Genomic DNA, 24,974 nt, shown 5'->3' with positions numbered 1-24,974 from the left:
TTATCTTATTAATTTCTGTCGTTAGGAAACCTCCAATATCATGTCTACTGTGCTATCACACTCTCGCTCATTTATTGCGTTGCCATTGACGCTTGCGGTATCCACTTTACTGATTAGTGCGTGTAGCAATACATCAGCGGTAAAAAACAAAGGTGCGACCAATAGCTCATCTGTCATTATCAAAAGTCCTGCCAGTCAAGGGGCTAATACAGGTAGTGCAGACTACTCAACTGCGTTTTTGGATGCAGAGAGTTTGGATGAGTTGGCTGACTTGTTAGAAGCTACTGACATGACCATGGTAGAAGGTAACCAGCTTGCTATTCAGCAATATGGTGATTTGTGGAATCGTCTACGCGCAGGCTATCGTATGAATGGTGGTAAGCCAATCTATAATCAGCGTATTGAAGGTCAAAAAAGCTGGTTTACCAGTAGACAGGATTATCTCAATCGCCTAACTGCACGTGCCAGTCGCTATATCTATCATACGGTACGAGAGGCAGAGCGTCGCAATATTCCAACAGAGCTTGCTTTGTTACCAGTTATCGAAAGCTCTTATGATCCAAGTGGTACGAGTAGTGCAGCAGCTGCGGGATTATGGCAATTTATCCCAAGTACAGGCCGTATCTATGGCTTGAACCAAAGCAGTACTTATGATGGTCGCCGCGATGTTATCGAATCAACACGTGCTGCCTATGACTTCTTGACAGCATTGCACAACCAGTTCGGTAGTTGGGAGCTAGCATTGGCTGCCTATAACGCTGGACCTGGTCGTGTACAGAAAGCAATCGATGCCAACGCAGCGCGCGGACTGCCAACAGACTATTGGTCACTTCAATTACCGACTGAAACGATGAACTATGTGCCGCGTTTCTTAGCTGTAGCCGAAATCGTTGCTAAGCCTGAGCAGTATGGTGTGTATCTACCAGCTATCGCTAACCGTCAGCATTTCCGTAGTGTACCAGTTAACTATGGTGTGAGCTTGGCGGAAGTATCGCAGTTGACTGGAGTCAGCTATGATGAGCTAGAGCGTCTAAACACTGCACTGACATCAGGCCGTGTTGACTCTTCAGGTCCACAGCGTGTCATCATTCCTAACGACGTCAGCCTCAATGCCGATGCCAAATTAAGCGGGCTCAGAGGTAACGGTACAGGTAATGTACTTGCATCGAACAATGCAGGTAGCTCAAGCACGACAGCGACTACGCCAAGCTATAATAACAAACCATATACTGCCTCATCTCTACCATCTACTGGTAGCGCATTGGCTGATTATGCGGCTAGCGCAAGTGTACCTCAGCAGACTACCAGCTATATCTCACCATCTGCGACGCCAACTAGCAGCTCGGTATACAGTGGCAATTCTTCAGCTCGTACTGAGCCACCACTGACCACAGCAGAGACTAACAAAATCAATGCTGAGCTTAAGAGCAGTAACAGTCTACCGACTACCTCAGCTCAAATTACTCAGAACAATACGATTGTCCAAGAGCCACCGCTTAGCAAAGAAGAGCGTGATTTCATCGCCAATCAGATCCGTAGAAATACTTCTGAGACCAATGTTATCAATGCTGATGGCAACATTAATCTATCAGCCGTACAAACACAGCAGTCTATCTTAGAAGCGAGTGGTGCAGAGAAAAAACTTAGCTTTGCTAAAACCTCGGTAAGTAAGCCAAAACCTCAAGGCACTCGTACCACTTATACGGTCAAACGTGGCGATACGCTCTCGAACATTGCGAGTCGAGCAGGGGTTAGCTGGCGTGATATCGCAGAATGGAACCAGATAGATGCTAGTGCCAATCTGCTCTCTGGCAGTACGTTATATCTATATGATGCCAAGACTATCGAGCCATTGAGTACTGCTAACAACGCAGCCGCTAGTCAGCCTGACAGTTACGTCGTACAAGGCGGTGATACGCTTATCGGTACGGCTAATCGTTTTGGCTTATCGGTCACTCAGCTAGCCAGCTATAACAACCTGAGCAGCCGTGCCGATCTGCTCAGAGGTCAAAAATTATGGCTCATACCGGGTAAAGTGACTGCACCTGCGACGACGCCTGCAGCGCCTTCTACCAAGCCAAGTAAATCAAGCACTGCGACCAAAAACTATAAAGTAAAAGCAGGGGATGGTTTAATTGCATTGGCGCGTCAATTCAACGTGTCGACAGATACTTTAGCCAGTCTCAATGGTATCAACAGCACCAGCTCGCTATATGTTGGTCAGACACTTAAAGTGCCAGCCAGTGTTGATTTTGATGCTGCAAGCACGACAAGTGCTAGCAGTAGTAACAGCTCAAGCTCGGTCGCGACCACCAATTACAAAGTAAAATCAGGTGATACGCTGATTGGTATTGCGAATAGCATCGGAGTGAGTGCAACGGAGCTGGCTGCGGTAAACAGCAACTTTGATGCGAAAGCTCGCTTGCAACGTGGTCAAACGATTAAAGTACCTGCTTCTAAAGAATTGGTCGATCGTCATTTGAATGACAAAGCGGTCAGCTACAAAGTAAAATCAGGTGATACCTTAACGGGTGTCGCCAAACGTTATAATATTGGCTTAAGCGATTTGGCATCAGCAAATAATTTGAATACCAATTCGAATCTGATACTGGGCCGTACTATCACTATTCCTGCTAGCGGCAGTGTGGTAAGTGCATCTAGTAGCAGCCAAAGCAGCAGCTCTGCTAGTAGCAGCAGTAGTAGCTCAGCAAGCAGTGGAATAAAACTGAGCAACACTGAAAGCTACAAAGTTAAATCTGGCGATGGTTTGATTGCTTTGGCACGTCAGTTTGGCATCTCAGTAGAGGATTTGGCGGCGACCAATGATCTAGCGACCAATGCTCAGCTACAACGCGGCCAAACGCTTAAAGTACCAAAAGCGACGGTAAGCTACACGGTTGGCTCGGGTGATAGCTTGATTGGTCTAGCACGTAAATATGGCGTATCGACGCAAGAGCTGGCTGATATGAACAATATCGCCGCTGATACGATGTTGCAGCGTGGTCAGCGTCTGACTGTACCTAATCGCTAATGAATAAAATATTAATGGATACCGTTTAAACGAGACGTCATTAATGTTAATCATTAATCGTAACGCATGAAAAAAGCTGCTCTTATAAAGAGCAGCTTTTTTTTATTTAACAAGAATAAATAACTGTGAAAGTTTAGCTTACAAACCGCCTAGTAATAGCTAAAAATTAGACCGTCTGAGTTTTAATAGTCTCAAGATAGCTTCGGATATTACTGACATAATGCATGGCTTGACCATAGCGGCTATTCGACGCTCTATTATCTGCTAAATAAGCATAGACGTTCGCCCAACTCTTATCATCGATACCTTGAGCTCGTAGTTCGCGTTGGATTCTTTTTACCGCATTGGGACCCATGTTATAACCTGCAAGGGCAAACCAAATACGGTCAGTTTTTGGCACATCAGAGAAGTCTGCTTTCACTTGCTCTAGATAGCGTGCACCGCCACCAATACTTTGGTAAGGATCAACGCGGTCTGAGACGCCCATCGCTTTTGCAGTGTTGTTGGTCAGCATCATTAACCCGCGTACGCCAGTCGGCGAGACAGCGTTGGCATCAAGATGTGACTCTTGATAACCCATCGCGACCAGCAGTTCCCAGTCGTGATTATAATTGCGTGCTTGCTCTTCAAACGAAGACTGATAGTCTGGTAACTTTTCCGTCAACGTTCTCTGGAAATGATCCTGACTATAGGCATCTTTTAATAAGTTTTGATTGTAGAACGCGGCAAGTTTTTGTGTGTTTTGTAGCTTGATGCTATCGCACAAAAAGTAACTGGCCTTTCTTGATAGTGGGTCATTGGATGAGCTAAACGTCCAACTTACCTTAGGATGTAGACCATTTTTAGTCAGACTAGAATCATAACCACAGCTAACATTGATAGACGATAGATTCAGCTGGCTTTTTAGCTTAGTGCTAGCCGTAGTCAACGCCATGTCAGCGTTGCCGGTTCTTAGTGCTTTTAGCGCCGCTTCTTCACTGGCGTAGGCTTTTAGATTGATATCGACACCGAGCTCGTCGGCATAAGTGCGCACCAGATCAAAACCAAAACCATGTTGGAAGCCATCGGTAGCAAAGTAAGTGCTATCGCCTGGCACCGCAGCAATGGTCAAGGTATTTTCCAGCATGACATTGTCATAGGCTGGTACCGATGTGTTCATGGTCGTCAAACTCTCAGCAGGCAACGAGAGTAGAGCGATGCTAGAGATTTGTGCCAGCTTCTTGGTTCTGGCAAAATGATTAGACGCAATAGGGGTAACGGATGAAACGATGTTACTTTTGGTGTTCAGTAGGCGTTTAGATGGACGCAGTAAATAAGAAATACGGCGTTTGGCCCCTTGCGCAGATACTTTTACACGATAAGTAATACGCTGCATGGATGTCTCCTGATTTTAGCCATCCTTCTTACCGCAAAAACACGTATAAATATATGTGCATAATATTGACATATATCGATATCGTATCTTAAATAGAGTGGCATTTTTAATAGGATAAATGCCGCTCTATCTTGTTTGACTATAGCGCCACTAGCGTACTCTCTCTAAGAGTTAGTGGGATAGTTTGTCGTCAGCCAGCTATCGATATGTCATAAAAGCGTTCTAAACAGTGTTTATAAGTACTGGTTTAAAATACTGAACGCACAACGACGCGAAGGATATAAATCAGATGATTCCTTCATCGATAACTAAATATGGCTAGTGGCCAAACAACTATATATCAAACATAGGTAAGGTCATGATTAAGTTATTGAGACAAAGACATAGCTTGAAACATTGATGTAAGGTTTTGCCAATGAGGCAAATACATTCAACTGTTTTAACTATGCTAACTTTGATGGCTGGCTATACTTTGAATCACTAATATTAAGTTACTAGTAATAGGATAGCTGGCTACTAAAGTTGTTTGTCCAGCAATGAGGGTAAGCAAAATAACCAGAATTGATAGTTTATAGCTGTCTATCAAACTGACTATGTCATACCGTCATCGCGACACCAAAAATAAAAAAATACCATGCCGCTAACATATATAGTGCAAACATAGTATTTCAATAGGTAGCGGTTTAAAATCTTATCGCTGATATAGCATGATAAAGTCTTAAAAAACTACCAGCATTATTTTAGTGCCATAACCGGAAGCTGTAATAATGGGAAGTTTCATGACAAAACGTTCTTTCTTACGGGTAGTAATATGCGGTTACTAATTGCATTATTCAAGTAGAGTTAAGAAAAAAGCGATAAAACTTAACAATTAAGATATAAACGGTTAATTTTCCAGATATTTGGTACACGATAATCAAAAATAGAATAACAAAGTTCAAATAGCAGTCAAACTAGACTTTGTGCTTATGGTTTGACTGAAGCTGTTAGCAAGTCTAGTTTGGCTTTTGAACTATCGTTTTCTCTAGAAGTTTTTCTCTACAAGCTTTTCTCTACAAATTTTTCTCTATAAATGACCACCGTTTAAACTGATTTTTAAATGGCTAGTTTATGCTGGATTTTCGATATCAATAAAAGTAACCGGCAGACCAAATTTTTGAGCGACTATCTCTCCTAACGCTTGAATACCGCCACGCTCCGTTGCATGATGACCACAAGCAAAATAGTCAATCCCAAGCTCACGCGCGCTATGCGTGGTACGCTCAGATATCTCACCAGAGATAAACGCATCACAGCCCATAGTAGCAGCCTGCTCAATCATATCCTGCGCACCGCCCGTACATATACCTACACGTTTGATCAGCCTGCCATTTGTCTGAGTAGAAGAGTCTGCATGATATTCAGCTGAGATATGTAATGGCGCGCGACCTAAAGCTTGAGTAATGGTTGAAATGAGATCGTCAGCAGTTTGCGGTGTGCAAGTAGCGATATTGCCCACAGGATGGGATTCGGTAGGATAGAGCGCACCAGTAATCGTCATGCCGAGCATGTCAGCAAGTTTTGCGTTGTTGCCAGAGATTGGGTGTGCATCAAGCGGTAGATGATAGCCAATCATAGAAATACCGTGTTGCATCAGCTTGCGCACGCGTCGACCTTTCATCCCAGTGAGCGTAGCAGGTTCGCCTTTCCAGAAGTATCCATGATGTACCATAATCGCATCGGCATTGTCAGCGATGGCAGCATCTATCAAGGCTTCACAAGCCGTGACACCAGTGACGATACGTTGAATCGGGCGTCCACCATCGATTTGTAGACCATTTGGCGCATAGTCTTTAAACGCGCTGGTAGATAAGTAGTCGTCACAGAACTGTGTCAATGCCTGAGCGCTAATGCTTTGAGTATTGGATTCAGCTGTCGTATGATTTGCAGTCATTATGTTTTCCTGTCATCAATAAAATGTATGTCGTAAGGTGCTATAGATTAACTAAGCAAAAATTATGTATTATCTATCATGTTTGAGAGTGTTTGGTTTTGCTCTTTTGACTTTATGTTCAATTTTCAAGATGCTTAAGTGTTGAGGATCGTAAAAGTTATTTTAACATGCCGTTGTAAGCAAGCAGACAAGCTGGATAACTGAAATGGTACACGATACGTTACTATTTACTGGTATTGCGGTTATAATTTATACACGTGAGTCTGCCTAGCTGTATAGCATTTAACCATTCTATGAATGGGTAAAGATTAGCTAAGCGGTCGCCGTTATCTCACATCGTTTTTTACTGTCTGTTTGCAATAAATTTATAGAGGTTTTATATGTCGTCATCCCGGAACACCAATAACAAGGCGTCTTTATTAAAATGGTTACCTTGGGTCTTATTGCTGCTAGTGTTGGCAGCGTTTATCTGGTTGTTCACGAGTATGAAGTCGACGTCAGAGGCCACATGGGAGCCGCCGAGAACCCCGCCTGCGGAGCAGCAAGCAGCAGAGCCAGTGTCGGACACGCCAGCGCCTATCTCTTCTTATCATAATGCAGTGGCGCGTGCGTCGCAGTCTGTAGTCAATATCTATACGACGCAAACGATGACCGAGCATCCTTATATGGATGATCCCGTACTGCGCCGGTTTTTTGAGTATCATGGTGGCCCATCACAAGAGCAGGGCAATACCAATTTAGGCTCTGGTGTGATCGTATCAGAAGATGGCTATATCGTGACCAATGCCCACGTAATCGAAAAGGCCGATGAGATCACAGTCGCGTTCAATGATGGTCGTAAGAGCCGTGCCAGAATCATCGGTACAGATCCTGATAGCGACTTGGCCGTGATCAAGGTCGATATGACAGGGCTGACACCACTTGGCTTCCGCGAAGATCCAATTCGTGTGGGGGATTTGGCGCTAGCAATTGGTAATCCATTTGGTGTGGGTCAGACAGTGACGCAGGGGATTATCTCAGCGACTGGTCGTACTGGACTGGGCGTTAATAAGTTTGAAGACTTTATCCAGACTGATGCGGCGATTAATCCGGGTAACTCAGGCGGCGCACTGGTCGATGCTCATGGCGAGCTAGTCGGTATCAACACCGTGATATTCTCGCGCTCTGGTGGCTCGATGGGTATTGGCTTTGCGATTCCAACGGCATTGGTTGAGCAAGTGATGAATGCCTTGATTAAAGATGGCCGTGTTAGTCGTGGTTGGTTAGGTATCGAGATTCAGTCACAGCTACGTGACCCAACGCAGCTAGAGACGTCAACAGGCGTAGAAGTACTAAACGTCATTGACAACAGTCCAGCGGCAAAAAGTGGTCTACGTGTCGGTGATATTGTCCTAACCATCGATGATGTCGAGATGACAGATGCCAATACCTTGATTCAGTATGTTGCTCGTAAGCCACCAAACACTGAACTGGATGCGCAAATACTACGTCAAGGTAAAAATACTCAAGTAAAAATCACGCTAGAAGAGCGTCCAGCACAAGAGCCACTTGAGCGTCCTGTCGTACTACAAAATGAGAGCATGGGCGGAATGGAGCAGCCAACCATCCAAGGCGATGAAGAAACGCCAATGATGTCAAAGGCAGAGCGTGATCGTATGCGTGAAGAGCTGATGAAACTGTTTGAACAAGATGCCGCGTCGCAGTAAGTCGTGGTGGTTCTTATCACTAGGTGCTGACTCATAATGTATATATGAGTCAGCATTTTTATTTAGCTGATAACAACAAAAAGCGCGCTCCTTATATAAAGGAGCGCGCTTTTTGTTGGAATTGATTTTTCTAAATTTTAAAGGCTAATTTTACTTACTTATAATCCTTCTTGCTTATAACCCTGCTATAACTTCTCAATAGGGTCATGATTGATATAAATAACACCTTGCACACGGCAACAGCAGGGCAGGATTTCATCTTCTTCAATCATTGCCAGTGGGTCAAACGGATAATCGACCGTATGCGAGCTGGCAATACGTTTGACTCGGCAACTACCACAGTAGCCTTCGCGGCATTGATAGTTTACCTCGTGTCCGGTGCGTAGCAGTCCATCTAGCAGACTCTCGTCATCATGCAGATAGAACTGCTTTTTACTGGTCATTACCCAAGTCATCGTGAATCCTATTGGGATATGTCTGTGCTACTGCTATCCCTACTATTAACCCATAAGACGATTACCGCGATAGAAATTTTATAACTTCAAATTTCTACCGCTTAAGCCTTTATCATATAAAGTCTTTCTAGCTCAAAGCTCTTACAACTCAGCTCTTATAATTCAAAGTCATCAAAATCACTGTCTGACAAATCAGAGTCAATCTGACCGACCAAGTATGAGCTAATCTCAGTCTCTTGCGGTGCTACTTGCACATTGTCAGACGACAACCACGTGTTGATCCACGGGATTGGGTTTGATTTTGAGTTCGGGAACGCCGCTGGCAAGCCGACAGTTTCCATACGCAAGTTAGTGATGTATTCGATATATTGGCAAAGGATATCTTTGTTCAGACCAATCATCGAGCCGTCTTTAAACAGATAGCCTGCCCATTCTTTTTCTTGCTCAGCAGCCTTGCGGAAGATTTCAATGCTTTCTTCATAGCACTCTGCGGCAATCTCGACCATCTCAGGATCGTCACGACCATTACGCATCAGGTTCAGCATGTGCTGCGTACCAGTCAAATGCAGCGCTTCATCACGAGCGATTAGCTTAATGATTTTGGCATTACCTTCCATCAATTTGCGCTCAGCAAAGGCAAACGAGCAAGCAAACGACACATAGAAACGAATGGCTTCTAGGACATTGACTGCCATGATGCATAGATACATCTGCTTTTTCAGTGATCTTAAATCAACCGTCACTTGCTCGCCATTGATGTTGTGCGTACCTGGACCGTACAAGCTATATAGCTGTGAGTTGCGATACAGCTCATCATAGTATTGGGCGATATCAGAGGCACGGCCCAAGATGTGCTCGTTTTGCATAATGTCATCAAAGATAATATTTGGGTCATTGACGATATTACGAATGATATGCGTATAGCTGCGTGAGTGAATGGTCTCAGAGAACGACCATGTCTCAATCCACGTCTCAAGCTCAGGGATAGACACTAGCGGCAGTAGCACCACGTTTGGACTACGACCTTGGATAGAGTCGAGTAGGGTCTGGTACTTGAGGTTGCTCAAAAATATATGCTGCTCATGCGAGGACAGATTACTAAAGTCGATACGGTCTTTTGATACATCGACTTCTTCTGGACGCCAAAAGAACGATAGCTGCTTTTCAATCAATTGCTCAAAGATAGGGTGCTTTTGTTGGTCATAGCGTGCCACGTTGACGGGCTGACCAAAGAACATCGGCTCTTTTAGCGCATTGTTTGGCGTTTGAGAAAAAATCGAGTAAGTCATGGGACTGCCTTTATAATTGATACGGTTATTAATTTATAGGGGTTTGACTGGTTTTGATCTGATGCGATAACACGTTTTTGGATTATAGCGTTTTAGCTTAGAGGTTCTCTAGCGATATCTGTGACGACTCTTGCCCATCGTTCATATAGGCTTTGAATATTTCGCTCAGTTCACTATCATCGAGCGCTTCTAACTCATCAAGCGCGCTTTTGCGTAGGGTACTCACATCAGACTCTTCTGCTGCTGTTTTTACGTCTTTTTTAGCTGCTCTCGATACGGGTTTTTTGGCTGCCTTTGCTACGCTTTTTTTGGCGACAGTTGTCTTTGGTGCTTCATCCACACTTAACTGCTGACGCACCTCTGCAATATCAACCTCGACTTGTACGATATGCGAGCCACCATCGTTTAGGTCTGAAAATACATTTGGGATAAACAAACCACCGTCTTTGATGATTGCGGTATATTGCACATGACCTCCGTCGTTTTAGTTCTATCTGTATGTTTTCATTATAACAGTAGCCAATCCCGCCTACCGCTTGTATCTGCTTAGTCGCTGGCGTGCAGTCTATTGTGTCTGACCGCATTCCTGTTGTCTCGATACTGCGTTCAGCCACAGACTGCATCGCCATCGTCGTCAGCAGGATACCGCTATAGTCGGGGCTAAGGAGCCTTGTTAGGGCGGGGCTTATACTTCTATAAAGACTCTACTATTTATACATGTTCTGTAGGGTGCGCCTCGTGCACCTTTAAATACAGTTTTTATATCATCGATGCGCTAGGCGCACCCTAGAACTAAGTCTACGACTGTCACCCACGCTATTATTAATAACCATCAAGATACTTCTGCATACGCTTAGCAGATTCATCTTCTTGCTCGTTTCTATTTTTTTTATGCAGCCAATTAGGAATAGGTCGTGCAGATTTCCTGTGCTGATATATCGCTGTTTGTAATTGACGACATCGAGCAGTAAAATCATCTGAAGTTAAATCATTCGATAAAATAGAATCTATTAACTCTCTATTGATATCTTTTAAGCGAGCCATTTCTTTGACAGTATCATTCTGCTCTGCAATTAGCTTGTAAAAAAATAAGAAAATTGGTAATAAGAGGGACAATATATTCGTAAAAAAAGATCTCAATGTAAAATCATTTAAAATACCTAGAGTCAATATAAAGACTACAGTAATAATAAGAATAATGGTGGCTGCTGTTATAACCTGTTGTCTCAACTCACTATCCCAGTTAAGATTTTGTTGCTGACAAAAGGCAATTGCTTGAGGGTACTTGAATGTCGCAGCCTTAATCGTATACCAATCTTTGAAACCTGTATAATTCGGATGTTTTTTTTCAAAAGCATTGCTGTTTTTTAAAATTATGCCAAAGTCAGGTTTTTCGCCAACATTTATTTTATCCCAAGCTATTTTAAATACACTTGTATCAAAAGTTTCTTGTATTTTGGCAGATGTTTCTTTCATTTTCTTTATGAACTGGCTAATAACTATAACGGAAATAGCAGCCATCATGCCAATAGGAGCAGATATATAACTTATATCCTTACTTTCAAAGCCTAAAGCTGAAGATAACGTATTATTACTAAAAACAAAGACTAAGATACTAATAGTTAGTGGAATAATGACACCGACTACTAAGTTGGCAACCATCCATCTTTTAACATTAGAATACATTTGCCTTTGCGCTTGTAATATCTGAATGTTATCTGAATTATTTTGGCGCTCTGCTATGTTAGTCATTTTTCATTCCGTGTAATTTGGAAAATCACTGCCAAATATATTTTGCCACTCTTTAATAGACCTTTCTTGGTCTTGATGAATTATTTCCAAATTATAGGCTTTTCGAGCTGTGATTAAATCAGATTGAGCTTTGATAGATATTTTTTTTCTATCCTCTACACTAAGTGTATTAATGTCCCCATCTATTCCTTTAGGGTCGTCAAAGCTATCATAAATTTTAATACTTAAGAATTCGAGTAAATTTATAAATGCTATATCAATGTATTCAGACAGAGCATTGTTCTCACAAAAATTGAGCACTAAACTTTCTAGTAGGTATGAAGGCATACGAGGCATTGTAGATCTTTTTTGCCAATATTTTGCAAGCCTAACTATATTAAGAACCCTACCTTTTTGTCTTTGGTTGATAGCAGTAATTCTTTTTTGATCAATCCTAGGATCTGTTTTCATCCAGTGACCGTGACCGTTTGGTATGATATAAAAGGTTCTACCATGTACATCTTCATTAGTAAAAAATGCTGGCACAATATCAAAGTTCCATTCATAACTATTGAGCAAAAACGTAGCAGAATGCATATTTCGATGAATTTTTGCTGTAGAGTAATGAGGGATGGTTTTTAATGATGAAATAAATTTATTTATAATCATTCTTGAGTTAAGTAATGAGGAACTGTCATGACAGAAATTTCTATAGTCTTCTGAGTTTTCAGGAGTATGAATATATACTGTTCCATCTGTATCTTCTGACCAAGTACAGCCATTAGCACTCAATGTAAAAATTAGATCTATATCATCTAAATCTCTTATTTTGGTCCTTCTAGCAAAAGATCCATAGCCAATATTTCTATCACTATACAAAGGTAAAAAATCTGAAAAACTATCGATTTTTTTAACTAGAAAGTCTCTACTATTTCTAGCTATAGTAGTTCTTTGGTTATCTAAATTCACACTACCTTTCATAAACTGATCAAAAGCTGAGTTTACTGTTTTAGGCATTATTTCATCCTTGATAGATTAAAGTTTATCGCAATAAACAGCGAGCTTAACTAGATAAGCCAACCTCGCTATCCATCAGAAATTCTATTTAAAGAGCTTCTTTTGCAAACCTAGATCTTACAAGCACCGCCAGCACAATCATCTTCCATATCCGCTTGGGCATCGTTCGCACCATCACGAGTGTTATGGTAGTACAACGTCTTCACACCCATTTTATAAGCGTTTAGCAAGTCTTTTAGCAATATCTTCATCGGTACACGGCCCCCAGCATAACGAACTGGATCGTAGTTGGTGTTGGCAGAGATACTTTGATCGACGAACTTCTGCATGATAGCGACCAACTTTAGGTAACCGTCATTGTTTGGCATTTGCCATAGGAGCTCGTACTGATCTTTTAGCTTATCAATCTCAGGCACGACCTGCTTTAGGATACCGTCTTTTGACGCTTTGATAGAGACCAGACCACGTGGTGGCTCGATACCGTTGGTCGCGTTGGCGATCTGACTAGAGGTCTCAGACGGCATCAAGGCGGTTAGGGTAGAGTTGCGTAGACCGTGCTCGGTGATCTCGCCACGTAGCGTTTCCCAATCGAGATGTAGCGGCTCTTGACAGATTTTATCCAAGTCCGCTTTGTACGTATCAATCGGTAAGATACCTTGTGAATATGTAGTTTCATTGAATGCAGGGCACGCGCCTTGCTCTTTTGCTAATTTGTTTGACGCTTTCAAGAGATAGAACTGCAACGCTTCAAACGTCTGATGGGTTAGACCAAGCGCGCTATCGTCAGAGTAGCGTGCGCCATTCTTGGCTAAGTAATACGCATAGTTAATCACGCCCACACCAAGCGTACGGCGACGCATACTGCCGTTTTGAGCCGCTTTTACTGGATAGTCTTGATAGTCGAGCAGGGCATCAAGTGCACGCACGATTAGCTCGGCTGGCTCTTCGATATCGCTGACGTTTTCGACTTTACCCAAGTTGACCGCTGATAGCGTACAAAGAGCGATTTCGCCTTCTTCGTCATTGATGTTATCGAGTGGTTTGGTCGGTAGCGCGATTTCCATGCATAGGTTTGACTGGCGAATCGGGGCAACCGTCGCGTCAAATGGGCTATGGGTGTTGCAATGATCGACGTTTTGGATGTAGATACGACCGGTACTGGCGCGCTCTTGCATCATTAGGCTGAACAAATCAGCAGCTGGGATTTGACGGCTACGGATGTTAGGATCGTTTTCGTACTTGGTGTATAACTCTTCGAACTTGTCTTGATCTTCAAAGAACGCATCATACAAGCCTGGCGTGTCACCTGGTGAGAATAGTGAGATGTCTTGGCCTTTGATTAGGCGAGTGTACATCGTTTTGTTTAACTGTACGCCGTAATCCATATGACGGACACGGTTGTCTTCGACGCCGCGGTTGTTTTTGAGTACCAGTAATGACTCAACTTCTAAATGCCATAGCGGATAAAATAGAGTCGCAGCACCGCCACGGACGCCACCTTGTGAGCAGCATTTAACTGCCGTTTGGAACAATTTGTAGAACGGGATACAACCAGTATGCTGTGCTTCACCGCCACGGATAGGGCTACCAAGGGCACGAATGCGACCTGCGTTGATGCCGATACCAGCACGCTGTGACACATAGCGTACGATGGCGCTAGTGGTTGCGTTGATAGAGTCTAGGCTATCACCACATTCGATCAGTACGCACGAGCTAAACTGGCGCGATGGCGTACGTACACCTGACATAATTGGCGTCGGTAGTGAGATTTTGAATTCTGAGGTCGCATCATAGAAGCGTTTGACGAAATCAAGACGATCTGACTTGTCGTATTGGCTAAACAGACACATACCGACCAGCATATATAAGAACTGCGGGCTTTCATAGACAGTCTTGCTCACGCGATCCTGTACCAGATATTTACCAGCCATTTGCTCAACAGCAGCATAAGCAAGATTCATATCGCGCCAGTGATCTAGATACTCTTCTAGCTCGTCAAATTCAGCACGGCTATAGTCAGCTAGGATATGTTGATCGTATTTACCAGCATCAGTCAAAGTTTTGACATGGTCATATAGGTGCGGCGGGGTAAATTTGTTATAAGCAATCTTACGTAGATGGAAGATAGCCAAACGCGCAGCCAGATACTGATAGTCAGGCGTGGTTTCAGAGATTAAGTCGGCGGCAGATTTGATGATGGTTTCGTGAATATCACGAGTCTTGATACCTTCATAAAACTGAATGTGCGACTTTAGCTCAACTTGAGACACAGACACGTTGTCCAAGCCATGAGCTGCCCACGCTATTACCTTGTGAATTTTGTCTAAATCAATAGGCTCTAAACGTCCATCACGTTTGGTTACTTGGATTTTGTCAATATGTGTCATGCTGGCCTCTATTTTGATTGCTTATTGTGATGCTGCGCGCCAAAGGAGCGGCAGACATTCTTTATGACGCGATTGTAGTCGATGGTAGCAGTAGTTTTTTGGCAACAAGCAGCCACTACCCATAGTGATAGCAAAGATCACTGAGTACTACATATAGCGTGTTTGTTAATCGGTAGGCACAATATAGCGGGAAAATTTTGAAAATACTATATTGATTTTAGGATAAAACTATGTTGCTACAAGGTTGTAGGCAGTCCAAATTTTGGCAAAGGACGATGGGATAAGGGTTAGACGCAAATGCGGTCGATCATAAATTTTTTGTAAAAATAGTGCGGCCGTTTGCTTTTTATTTTCTCAGTGATTGTCGCCTGATAACCATCATCATGGCGGCAATAATGCGGGCGCAGATTGTACATCAAACCACAAAAAATCGCCACCCATATGTTATTACTAGCGAGTGACGACTTGGACCAAAAGGCTCTAAACCTGTCTGAACGATTTACAAAACCATGCGGACCGTCTTGGCGTTATCGAGCGAGGCATAAAGCGCATTCACTTGCTCAGCAGCCGTTAGGTACAGATTGACCCGTGCTGAATGAAAGCGACCCGTTCTAGAAGGTTTCACTTCAATAGAGGCCAAATCAAAATCAGGGAATTGGCTACCCAAGATCAGCTTGATTTCATTAAGCAGGCTCTCGTGCTCACCTTCATGACCAATGATGCTGAGTGGGTAGTTCATCGGGAACTCCCAAAGCTCTGGGTTTTGAATATCGGTCTTTTTGCCTACCAATGCGCCTTTATTTGGCGTCAGGTCAGTGACTTTAACTGATGGCTGATTGCTGGTTGAGTTATTTGCGCTGTTGTCGTTGTTGTCTTTTGAATCATCACTCATGATATGAGCCTCGCTTATATAGGTAAATAGGAAAAAGTTAATCAGTTATTAGTAGTAAGTAACATTAAGTCATTCGAAAATCGCTGCTATAGACATTTAGTTAGTTAGACATCTGCTTAAATGATGCCAAAAGCATAACGCCAGAAACTGAGACAGGCTCAGTATGGTCGTAAGTGGCATTTAAATCGGTCAAGCTATAGTCGATTCAATTTAAAAGTAGTACAAGGCAACCGAGTGTAGATGTATGTGTGATACTTCAAGCGAGGTTAACGCTGTCATACTTTTATAATGGAATGGCTATATTAGGCAGAGAATATATGCACTGTTTATAGTGGTCTATGGACGATTATTCAAGTAAAGTCTGTATTTAGTCCGTTCCATCTTGAAGTAAGCTAAGTGGCTTTTATTAAAACTGTTAATAGAAGCTATTGCAAATAACCATTGATAGGAGTGATATCAGGCGGAATATCCGTCTCTCCCAATGCTTCTCTTAGATTAATCTCGATGGTGCGTGATAAGGCAGTCAAAGGTAACTGATTAGCGGCCAAGCCAAAAGGCTCTTCTAACTCTTCACTAAGCGCGTCCAAACCAAAAAAGGTATAAGCAATCACCGCACAAATCAACGGGGTCGCCCAACCAAGTGAAGCTACTAGACCAAAGGGCAACATAATGCAGTATAGATAGGTGGTGCGATGTACCAGTAGCATATAAGCAAAGGGCAGTGGAGTGTTATGAATGCGCTCGCACGCTGCCAGTACAATTGTCATAGAGGTCAGGCGCTCGTCCATGTTTTGTATGACTTGCTCCGATACCAGTCCTTGACGCCGAATATCGCCAAGCTGCTTACCCATTAGGCGCATTATATAATCAGGTACGTTTTTCGCTTGGCGCATACGGTCATGATGTATCGCTGCAACAAGAGGCTCGATATCCGCCCAAGGTGGCGTACCACGCAATCGATGACGCACCGCATGGGCAAAAGAAATGGTCAGATATACCATCGTTCGCTGAGTATCGTGTGCAGTCGCATTGTCATCCTCGCCATCATCTATGGCATTCGCATCGTCATCATCTATAAAAGACAGCACTTGGCGCGTTAAGCTACGAGAGTCATATACCAGCTGACCCCACAGTCCGCGCGCTTCCCACCAACGCTGATAACTGGCATTGTTTCGAAACCCAAGAAACAACGATAAGGCAATCCCGAGCAAGGTAAACGTTGCCATACCATAATAAGGAAACGAGTCAGGCATCCAGTGCTGAATAATCGTGATGAGCGTACTAAGAATAGTAATCAGCAAAATTTGCGGATAAATTTTTGGAATGATTGATCCACGCAGAGTGAAAAATATCTTAAGGGCATTGGGTGTTTGCCGGACAATCATGTCAGTTTCCTAGCGATGAGGTATATGGAGACACTATTCAATGTCTCGTGTGATTCTAATATAGAAATGAGTTCTGTAAAGCCTAAAAGATTATAAATTTATTTAATCAAAAGAGTAGGGTGGTTACTTAAGCTCGGTAATTGAGATAGCTAAAAAGTTAAATCCTCGGCGAAAAGGGCGATGTTTTTATTAATCTACTTTATGTATGTTAAAATGACGCCAAATATCACTTCTTAACTCTATAAAAGCTGTCACCACAAAGATGAATACGCCACCCTAGCTGTACCCCTCCTCAGTAATGATTGCTTCCTATAGCAATTACTCTCATAAAGCGTCTGACGCTTTTTCTTGTGCGCATGCACTGCTTTAACGTTTGTATCACTATTCGATATATCTAATGGATCGTAAAGATTACCCCACTAAAAGTACGTTATGACGATCACTCGCTAACTATGAACGTTCACATTTTTATATTTGTCATTTGATAGGCAATGGGCAAAGTATCTAGATAAAGATGTACCTAGATCGAGATGCGTCAAACTTTTCATGTGAGCTGATTTTTAACTACTTTTTAGATACTTTCCAAATAGATACTTTCCAAATAGATGCTTTCCAAATAGATGCTTTCCAAATAGATGTTTTCTAAATAGTGATTAGATACTTCGTTTATTGACAGACTAAAGCAGTTCTCCAAAACTGAGTTAAATATGTTAAATACAATTAAAGAGCATTGGCTATCCAATGTGAGAGGCGATGTCTTGGCTGGCATGGTCGTCGCTTTGGCGCTTATTCCTGAAGCGATTGCGTTTTCTATCATTGCTGGTGTCGATCCCCAAGTAGGGCTTTATGCCTCATTTTGTATCGCAGTAGTGATTGCGTTTGTCGGCGGTCGTCCAGCGATGATTTCGGCGGCGACGGGTGCGATGGCGTTACTAATGGTGACGCTGGTCAAGGATTATGGATTGCAGTACTTGTTAGCAGCCAGTGTGCTGACAGGTGTTATACAGATTATCTTTGGCTTCTTAAAGCTGGGGAATCTGATGAAATATGTGTCGCAATCTGTGGTACTGGGCTTTATCAATGCCTTGGCTATTTTGATTTTTATGTCACAGGTTCCTGAGCTGATGCCGCAGGCAGGTTCAAACCTAGTACACGTATACGGTCTTGTGGCGCTAGGTCTAGTCATTATCTATGGCTATCCATATATTCCAAAGATCGGTAAAGTGATTCCATCGCCATTGGTCAGTATTGTGCTGGTTACGGCTATAGCTATCTTATTAGGTACAGAGGCGCGAACCATCAATGATATGGGTCAGTTGCCTGACACTCTGCCGATGTTTTTGATACCTGATATCCCGTTGAACTTAGATACGTGAATCGTTATTTTTCCGTATTCTATCAGTTTGGCGATAGTTGGCTTACTTGAGTCTATGATGACCATGACTATCGTAGATGATTTGACTGATACCAAAGGTGACCGTACGCAAGAGTGCAAAGGTCAAGGTATTGCCAATGTGGTTAGTAGCTTTTTTGGCGGGATGGCAGGCTGTGCGATGATTGGGCAGTCGATCATCAACGTCAAATCAGGCGGCTATACACGTCTTTCTACTTTAGTGGCAGGCGTGTTTTTATTATTGATGGTGGTGTTTTTAAGTGATTGGTTAAAGATTATTCCAATGGCCGCATTGGTCGCTGTGATGATTATGGTGTCTATCGGTACTTTTAACTGGGGTTCCTTTAAAGAGCTAAAAACCAAGCCGCTGCAAAGTAATGTGGTCATGATTACGACCGTTGCTGTGGTGGTCGCAACGCATAACTTGGCCTATGGCGTATTGATTGGCGTGCTGCTGTCAGCATTGTTCTTTGCCAATAAGATTGAGCGCTATATGAGTGTGCATAGTCACATGAATGAAGCAGCGCAAACGCGTTATTATCGAGTGGACGGACAAGTATTTTTCTCATCAGCAGAGCGTATGATTGACTCCTTTGATATTAAAGAATCTGTCTCTAACGTGGTCATTGACGTGTCGCGCGCGCATTTTTGGGACGTGACAACAGTCGCCGCCATAGATAAAGTGATTATTAAATTTCGCCGTGAAGGCACTGAGGTAGAGCTCATCGGTTTGAACGAGGCGAGCCAAGCGATGATAGACAATTTCGGTGTGCATGATAAGCCAGATGCTGAGCAAAGCTTAGGCGCGCATTAAATTAGCTATGTATCAATAGTGTCATATTGATAAATACAAAAAGGCTGAGTATATCTCGGCTTTTTTTATGCAGATTAAAACCTGATTAGAAGACTATATTCTTTTATGGATAAAGTTTTTACAAGCTAATAGGATGGCAGAAGAGAAGGAATAGCTAGAAGGGAAGAAGTACTGGTTTGGATGATGCGGTATGAAGATAGTTAATCGTTATATTGAAATATCTAGATGTTTTTTAACAAAGAAAAATAGCTCTAAAGATTATGAGAAATTTTTAAAGCTTCAACAGCTCTTTTTCAACTTCATTGAGAAATGCTTCGATGTTAGCTTCATGACGCTGATAAAACGTCCATTGTCCATGGCGTTCGGACGTAACCAATCCTGCTTTTTTTAACACACCCATATAATTTGAAATGGTTGATTGCGACAATCCAGCTTTTTCTTGGATGTAACTGACGCATACACCATCCAGATTAGCATGCTCTGGTAATGACGCTGGAAAGTTCGACCTGTCCTTCAACCACTTTATGATTTGACGACGCATGGGGTTGTTAAGTGCAGATATTATGTTTTCTGTATTCATAAAATGTGTGATATCGATACCTAGTTAATAATCAACAACTGTCAGAGTGGAACATTAGGTTTTTAGTTTACTCATTATAAGTATAAACACTAAAGCGGAGTAGTGTTTATTTACCGCCAATGTGCCAACCATATACAAATAAACGGCTACTAGTAGGATACTGCTTATAATTAGCGTTTATATTCTGACTATACGTTTCTATAACAGTAGAGTATACAGCCAAAACTAGCTTAATTATGACAGTTGTACTGTCTAGTCATCGGAATATTGTCGAATAGTAACAATATATGACGGGTAAAAAAAGACTGTTTCAAATCGAACTTAACACTAAAAGTTGTTACGACTGACTTATTAAATACACGTTAGTTCTTTGCCAAACCAGCAGTAAAATAGTATTAGAAAGTTTCTGACATGACAAGGGCGTGTTGAATATTCAACACGTCCTTGATGCTTTATGTTCTTAAATTTTATTAAGCTTTTTTATTAATTTGGTTAGCATCGCGGTAGAGTACCGAAAAACCTAATAAGCATAGTTGTGATATCTTAGCTTTTTAGAAATGCCTCAATTTTTGGTTTAATAGTCATAGAAACAATGACCATTAATGTCAATCCTACTGGTAATGCAACTAGAAATCCTTCTAACCAACCGTTCAAAAATGCTGTCTGATTAGCAAAACCGATCGTCTTTGAGGCAGTACTAAAGGCCAGCATAGACTCCATTATGCAAGCCATCACTACACCTGTGATGAGATTGCGTTTGTACGCTTTGGTAATTAGGTAGCTTGTGATTAATAAATTTTGTGACCAGACCCATCAGTAAAAAGCCAATCGGCATGATCGCATACGCCGCTAGTAGCGCTCTAGACCAGTCTATAAAAAATGTATCGGAATATCCGACATTCATATAGGTCATCACACCTGTTAAGAGACCACCTATGACAGTCATTAAGGCAAGTATTAATAACACTTTGTAGAGCAATGGTGTTTTTTTAGTGCCATCATTCTTAGCGCCACCACTTTTAGAGCCATCAATGAGCAGGGTCTCGGTATTTGACGGCATAGTATTTGGAGCCATAGTCATTTTCCTATCATAAAGAGCAATTACTTAGTCGGTGTTTTTTTCTGCTTGTCGATCGCTTACAGACTGGTCTTCTGCAACACCTGCTTTCCAGTAAGAAAAGGCATATAGTTCATCTTTAGACCACTGTTGCTCGACCTTTAGGTAATGACGTAGGGCTTTGACAGATGAGAATTCGCTAGCGATATAAGCAAAACGGCTCTGTTCTACAGTTGGTAATGTGAGAGATTTTACTGTGTCGATTAATTGACTGCCTTGTGTTGGATCTGGGTTATGTAACCATGTCATGGTGATATTGGCCGCTGTCGGCAATTCTTGCTCATCTTCTGTACCGTGCACTCCAATGATGCATTGACCAGTCGCACTGGCAGGCAAGCTTTCTAATATTGAGCCGAGCACTGGTATCGCTGTGGCATCGCCAATCAGTAGAAAATAATCTGCATCAGGACAAAGCGCTTTGGTTTTAGGCTTCATTAAGATACCGATCTCGTCGCCAACCTCAGCATGAGTGGCCCAACCTGAAGCAGGCGCCTCGTCACCATGAGCGACAAAATCAATCCAGATCTGTTGTTTTGCTACATCAGCGCCGCGATGAGTATAAGTGCGAACTACAAAAGTAGTATTGTCATTTAGGTCAATTGGCTGAGCTTTATCGACAGGGATAAGTACTTTGTTATTTGCGCCAACTGTCATGGTCGCGATATTGGCAATAGTATCTGCTTGGCCTGTGAGGTATATACGGATGTAGTGCGGAGTAATCATTTGCTTGTGAGCCACGGTCATGATTTCGCGTACTGGTTTTTGATTTATTGTGTTATTCATACGGATCTGTCCTTACTTATTTATCGGTAGTCTTGCTGCTGCCAACGTTGTCTATCATGGTGCGACTGACACGGAAAAATAACGCAAGCTCTACGAGGCTTAAATCTTTCGTTAATTGCTGCCTTGTCCATTCTTCTGCTGCATCAAGCTTTGTCATAAGTTCTTCGCCTTTAGAGGTCAGCTGTAGTAATTGGCTTCGACCATCAAGCGGGTTATCTGTCTTCAAGATTAGCTCAGCCGCCAAAAGGTCATTTAAGGCACGAGTGATTTGCGCTTTGTCTCGCTGCATATGTTTAGAGATAGATAGCGCAGTGCTATTGGGGTTATAACAAGCACCTTTTAAGGTTCTGATATTGGTCACGGACAACTCGACACCTTGCTGACGAATGCCTTCTAGCAGCAGGTTGGTATAGGTATGCATCAATTGATGTAGTGTTTCGCTCAATGAATTGTTAGACATAAAAACTCTTTGATATAGTTGATAGAAGCAACTATATAGAATAAGGTTGATAGTGTCAACTATAAAGTGATTTTTAAAGGAGAGTCTGTGTCTATAATTAGATAATTTTTAATGAAAGAAGGTAGTAGAAGGTAAAGAAAATAGGGATATATTGAACGAGGAGCTCTCGGATTAAAGGGATTTATGACTAGGAGGCTTTGCAATTAAGAAGCTTTATAATTAAATAGCTTTGCAATTAAAAAAAATTGTAATTAACAAACGCTGTAATTAATAATTTCGAGGATTAAAAAGCAGGCATAAAAAAAGCTGAGATATACTCAGCTTTTTTATTTTTAACGATTATCAAAATCCTATTAGCTAGGCTCAATATTTTTCTGAAAATTTAGTCATTTTCAAGGAAAGAGCGCAAGTGTTCAGAACGTGATGGATGACGCAATTTACGCAATGCTTTCGCCTCAATCTGACGAATACGCTCACGCGTTACATCGAACTGTTTACCGACTTCTTCTAGAGTATGATCGGTTGGCATATCGATACCGAAACGCATTTTTAGGACACGCGCTTCACGCTCAGTCAGGTTGCCGAGTACATCACGAGTTGCTTCTTGCAGACCAGCAGCAGTCGCATCATCAACAGGGCTTGAAATCGTACCATCTTCGATAAAATCACCTAGGTGCGAATCTTCATCATCACCGATCGGAGTTTCCATAGAGATAGGTTCTTTGGCAATTTTCAGTACTTTACGGACTTTAACTTCGTCCATCTCTAAGCGTTCGCCTAATTCCTCAGGTGTTGGCTCGCGCCCCATTTCTTGTAGCAATTGACGTGAGACACGGTTGATTTTGTTGATGGTCTCAATCATATGCACAGGAATACGAATGGTGCGCGCTTGGTCAGCAATAGAGCGGGTAATCGCCTGACGAATCCACCATGTGGCATAGGTCGAGAACTTATAACCACGGCGATATTCAAACTTATCAACGGCTTTCATCAGACCGATGTTACCTTCTTGGATAAGATCCAAGAACTGTAGACCACGATTGGTATATTTTTTGGCGATAGAGATAACCAGACGTAGGTTAGCTTCAACCATTTCTTTTTTCGCGCGGCGAGCTTTTGCTTCACCAACAGCCATGCGACGTGCCACATCTTTCATATCGTGGATTTTCATATCGAGCTGCTGCTCATAATCACGGATACGACGTTGTAATAAAATAACGTCATCAGTGACTTTTTCTAGCGTACCAGCAAATGCAGGCTTACCTTTGATACGTTCAATCAACCAATCAACATTGGTTTCATTGCTAGGGAAGGTCTTACGGAACTCTTCACGCGGCATACGACCACGGCGAATCACCAAACGCATGATCTGACGCTCTTGCTTACGCACGTCGTCATAGACGTCATGCATGATAGCCATGACTTGGTCTGACAAGCGATTGTTTAGCTTTAACATCATAAAGCGTTCAGCAAGTAGGGCATATGCTGTATCAGCCTGTACACTACCACGGCCATAATCAAGCAATGCTTGCTTAGCTTTGATAAATAGATGCTCGATCTCTTCTAGGCGTAAACGAACTTCTTCTGGATCAAGACCGCTGGTTTCTTCTTCAGCTTCGTCTTCAACGTCATCTTCATCTTCGTCGTCATTATCAAGCGCGGCTGCTTTCGCATTGACCTTAGCTTTGATAACCGGTGGGTTTTCTTTTTCTTCTTTGATGCGCTCACGCTCTTCTTTCGCCGCTTCCTTTGCTTCTTGAGCTGCGATTTTGTCTTCTTCGGTCTCAGGGTCTAAGAAACCAGTGATGACGTCAGATAGCTTTTTTTCGCCGTCTTGGACTTTTTGATACTCGTCAAGGACAAACTGTACGGTACCAGGCCAGTAAGACATGGCATGCTGTACATCACGAATACCTTCTTCGATACGCTTAGCAATGGCAATTTCGCCTTCGCGAGTTAGTAGGTCAACCGTACCCATTTCACGCATATACATACGTACAGGATCAGTGGTACGACCAGGCTCAGTTTCAACAGAGGCGAGTACTGCCGCTGCCTCATCTGCTGCCATATCATCATCACTTGAATCATCGTTCATCAAGATGTCATCGGCATCAGGAGCTGATTCAAAGATTTTGATACCGACATCGGTCAGCATTTGCACAATGTCTTCGATCTGATCGCTTTCGGTAATAGAGTCGGGCAGCTGGTCATTCACCTCAGCGTAGGTAAGATACCCTTGCTCTTTGCCCATTTGGATTAAGGTGGCCAGTTGAGATGTGGACTTAGAAACTGACTTATCGTTCATAAATACTCGCTTACTTGCATCGGACATTTTTATATTGTGACACGCTATCGCTCGCTCTTTGCGTTGATCTTATCAATCGATTGATCAAAATATGGCGTAGAGGTTGTCAATAATATCAAAAATGAGTTGATATGAATAAAGGCTCAAAACACTACAATAACAATGCTGATAAACAGCTAAAAATTAGAAAAGCTAAAAAGACTTCAATACAGTACCCAAAAAAATATAGTACTTAAAATTTAATACTCAAAAATAGTATCTAAAAGCTGATACGTAAAAATAATACCTAAAATTTGTGCTTAACGATGCATGCTCACAATC

General features: G+C 42.4%; 18 protein-coding genes and 1 pseudogene. 3 read left to right on the top strand and 16 right to left on the bottom strand.

Translation table 11 applies throughout. From position 1 onward, the window contains the following. Window positions 1–40 precede the first annotated feature (40 nt). The gene (locus I3254_RS12400) at window positions 41–3,031 is read left to right on the top strand and encodes a LysM peptidoglycan-binding domain-containing protein (protein WP_238053068.1); all 2,991 of its coding nucleotides are present in this window, start codon (window positions 41–43) and stop codon (window positions 3,029–3,031) included. 166 nt (window positions 3,032–3,197) lie between these two features. Here the strand turns inward: I3254_RS12400 and I3254_RS12395 are convergent, their stop codons facing one another. Both I3254_RS12395 and I3254_RS12390 read right to left on the bottom strand, forming a co-directional pair. Next, on the bottom strand, window positions 3,198–4,406 hold the full coding sequence (locus I3254_RS12395; protein ID WP_160020845.1) for a transglycosylase SLT domain-containing protein: 1,209 nt from the start codon (window positions 4,404–4,406) through the stop codon (window positions 3,198–3,200). A 1,108-nt stretch (window positions 4,407–5,514) separates the two neighbouring features. Then, on the bottom strand, window positions 5,515–6,339 hold the full coding sequence (locus I3254_RS12390) for a Nif3-like dinuclear metal center hexameric protein (RefSeq protein WP_238053067.1): 825 nt from the start codon (window positions 6,337–6,339) through the stop codon (window positions 5,515–5,517). A 380-nt stretch (window positions 6,340–6,719) separates the two neighbouring features. Here I3254_RS12390 and I3254_RS12385 point away from each other — a divergent pair, with 380 nt between their 5' ends. Then, a complete protein-coding gene (locus tag I3254_RS12385) occupies window positions 6,720–8,045 on the top strand; it encodes a trypsin-like peptidase domain-containing protein (protein WP_238053066.1) in 1,326 nt (441 codons plus the stop codon). A gap of 185 nt (window positions 8,046–8,230) precedes the next feature. Here I3254_RS12385 and yfaE read toward each other — a convergent pair whose 3' ends face one another. The 8 genes from yfaE to I3254_RS12345 all read right to left on the bottom strand — a co-directional run bounded on the left by yfaE (window position 8,231) and on the right by I3254_RS12345 (window position 17,201). Further along, complete coding sequence (yfaE, locus tag I3254_RS12380; protein WP_101205363.1) at window positions 8,231–8,500, bottom strand: class I ribonucleotide reductase maintenance protein YfaE; 270 nt, start codon at window positions 8,498–8,500, stop codon at window positions 8,231–8,233. Window positions 8,501–8,655: 155 nt separating this feature from the next. Then, window positions 8,656–9,789: a class Ia ribonucleoside-diphosphate reductase subunit beta gene (nrdB, locus tag I3254_RS12375; protein ID WP_201608429.1), complete on the bottom strand. Its 1,134-nt coding sequence runs from the start codon at window positions 9,787–9,789 to the stop codon at window positions 8,656–8,658. A gap of 97 nt (window positions 9,790–9,886) precedes the next feature. Further along, window positions 9,887–10,258 carry a hypothetical protein gene (locus I3254_RS12370; protein ID WP_238053065.1) on the bottom strand — a complete coding sequence of 124 codons (372 nt, stop codon included), beginning with the start codon at window positions 10,256–10,258 and terminating at the stop codon, window positions 9,887–9,889. Between the two features lie 353 nt (window positions 10,259–10,611). After that, window positions 10,612–11,541 (bottom strand): S-4TM family putative pore-forming effector, encoded by a 930-nt coding sequence (locus I3254_RS12365; protein ID WP_201606787.1) that lies wholly within the window; start codon window positions 11,539–11,541, stop codon window positions 10,612–10,614. Window positions 11,542–11,544: 3 nt separating this feature from the next. Beyond that, on the bottom strand, window positions 11,545–12,537 hold the full coding sequence (locus I3254_RS12360; protein ID WP_201606789.1) for a nucleotidyltransferase: 993 nt from the start codon (window positions 12,535–12,537) through the stop codon (window positions 11,545–11,547). A 110-nt stretch (window positions 12,538–12,647) separates the two neighbouring features. Next, on the bottom strand, window positions 12,648–14,924 hold the full coding sequence (gene nrdA / locus I3254_RS12355; RefSeq protein WP_238053064.1) for a class 1a ribonucleoside-diphosphate reductase subunit alpha: 2,277 nt from the start codon (window positions 14,922–14,924) through the stop codon (window positions 12,648–12,650). Window positions 14,925–15,423: 499 nt separating this feature from the next. Next, a complete protein-coding gene (locus I3254_RS12350; protein ID WP_346015398.1) occupies window positions 15,424–15,735 on the bottom strand; it encodes a DUF493 domain-containing protein in 312 nt (103 codons plus the stop codon). A 506-nt stretch (window positions 15,736–16,241) separates the two neighbouring features. Beyond that, window positions 16,242–17,201, bottom strand: a complete 960-nt coding sequence (locus I3254_RS12345; RefSeq protein ID WP_238053062.1) for a bestrophin family ion channel — start codon at window positions 17,199–17,201, stop codon at window positions 16,242–16,244. 707 nt (window positions 17,202–17,908) lie between these two features. On the opposite strand from I3254_RS12345, the pseudogene I3254_RS12340 reads away from it, so the two are divergent. Then, a pseudogene (locus I3254_RS12340) lies at window positions 17,909–19,408 on the top strand (SulP family inorganic anion transporter). Between the two features lie 271 nt (window positions 19,409–19,679). Here the strand turns inward: I3254_RS12340 and I3254_RS12335 are convergent. From I3254_RS12335 to rpoD, 6 genes are all read right to left on the bottom strand, one after another. Further along, window positions 19,680–19,988: a metalloregulator ArsR/SmtB family transcription factor gene (locus tag I3254_RS12335; RefSeq protein WP_101204781.1), complete on the bottom strand. Its 309-nt coding sequence runs from the start codon at window positions 19,986–19,988 to the stop codon at window positions 19,680–19,682. 543 nt (window positions 19,989–20,531) lie between these two features. Continuing rightward, the gene (locus tag I3254_RS12330) at window positions 20,532–20,699 is read right to left on the bottom strand and encodes a hypothetical protein (protein WP_238053061.1); all 168 of its coding nucleotides are present in this window, start codon (window positions 20,697–20,699) and stop codon (window positions 20,532–20,534) included. Next, window positions 20,686–21,063: a DUF2798 domain-containing protein gene (locus I3254_RS12325; protein ID WP_238053060.1), complete on the bottom strand. Its 378-nt coding sequence runs from the start codon at window positions 21,061–21,063 to the stop codon at window positions 20,686–20,688. The genes I3254_RS12330 and I3254_RS12325 overlap by 14 nt, the downstream gene beginning before the upstream one ends. A gap of 30 nt (window positions 21,064–21,093) precedes the next feature. Further along, window positions 21,094–21,888: a siderophore-interacting protein gene (locus I3254_RS12320; protein ID WP_238053059.1), complete on the bottom strand. Its 795-nt coding sequence runs from the start codon at window positions 21,886–21,888 to the stop codon at window positions 21,094–21,096. Window positions 21,889–21,904: 16 nt separating this feature from the next. After that, window positions 21,905–22,348 (bottom strand): hypothetical protein, encoded by a 444-nt coding sequence (locus I3254_RS12315; RefSeq protein ID WP_238053058.1) that lies wholly within the window; start codon window positions 22,346–22,348, stop codon window positions 21,905–21,907. Window positions 22,349–22,730: 382 nt separating this feature from the next. Continuing rightward, window positions 22,731–24,653: an RNA polymerase sigma factor RpoD gene (gene rpoD, locus I3254_RS12310; protein ID WP_101204784.1), complete on the bottom strand. Its 1,923-nt coding sequence runs from the start codon at window positions 24,651–24,653 to the stop codon at window positions 22,731–22,733. Between the last annotated feature and the right edge of the window lie 321 nt (window positions 24,654–24,974).

The organism is Psychrobacter sp. Ps2 (assembly GCF_022129405.1).
Classification (GTDB): Bacteria; Pseudomonadota; Gammaproteobacteria; order Pseudomonadales; family Moraxellaceae; genus Psychrobacter.
Note: the sequence above shows the minus strand (reverse complement) of the source record. Positions and strands in the feature narration are given on the sequence as shown.